Genomic DNA, 807 nt, shown 5'->3' with positions numbered 1-807 from the left:
TGGCTATTTCGGAGTGATGGTGCCACCTGTTTCGGTCAAACAGTGCCACTTTGAAAGATACTGCAATTATATAAAAAATTAATGTTACTCGTTCTTTAAAGCTCCTTTTCTTAATGATTCTCCTTTGAGGTCGATCCGATGTGAGGAGTTTACAATTCTATCCAGGATAGCGTCTGCAATAGTTCCTTCCCCAATAATATCATACCAGGCCGATACAGGTATTTGTGAAGATATAATTGTGGAAGCTTTGTTATACCGGTCATCGATGATATCCATCAGGGTTTCCCTGGCGTGGTTATCAAAACTCTGCAGTCCAAAGTCATCCAGGATCAGTACATCCGCTTTGATGAGTTTCCCAAGTTCCTTAAGATAAGTGCCATCCACTTTACTAAGTTTTAATTTCTTAAAAAGGCGAGCAGTATTGGTGTAAATGGTTTTGTATTCCATCATACAACCCTGATGCCCTAAAGCCTGGGCCAAGTAACTTTTGCCAACCCCGGACGCCCCGGTAAGGATAATATTTTCCTTTCTGGTGATAAAATCTAGGGTGCCTAAACGGGTAAACATGTTCTTGTCCAGGTTGCGTTGCTGGGTGTAATTCACATCGGACAGGTTCGCCTCTTGTTTAAAGCCGGCCTGTTTTAAGAGCCGCTCTATCTTCCGGTTCTGCCGGTCTTCCCATTGGTGATCGATCAGCAGAGCGAGGTATTCATCAGCAGTGATATTCTCTATGCGGTTGTCCTTTATGTGCTGCTGGTGCAACTGGGCCATAGCCCCCAGGCGCATTTGTTTTAGTTTTTCAATAGT

Annotated in this window: 1 protein-coding gene; it reads right to left on the bottom strand. The window is 43.6% G+C overall.

From position 1 onward, the window contains the following. Positions 1-84 precede the first annotated feature (84 nt). Positions 85-807: IS21-like element helper ATPase IstB (istB, locus tag LB467_RS18645; RefSeq protein WP_224475658.1), on the bottom strand; the 723-nt coding region annotated here is incomplete at its 5' end.

Origin of the sequence: Salegentibacter tibetensis, assembly GCF_020164485.1 — a bacterium.
Classification (GTDB): Bacteria; Bacteroidota; Bacteroidia; order Flavobacteriales; family Flavobacteriaceae; genus Salegentibacter; species Salegentibacter tibetensis.
Note: the sequence above shows the minus strand (reverse complement) of the source record. Positions and strands in the feature narration are given on the sequence as shown.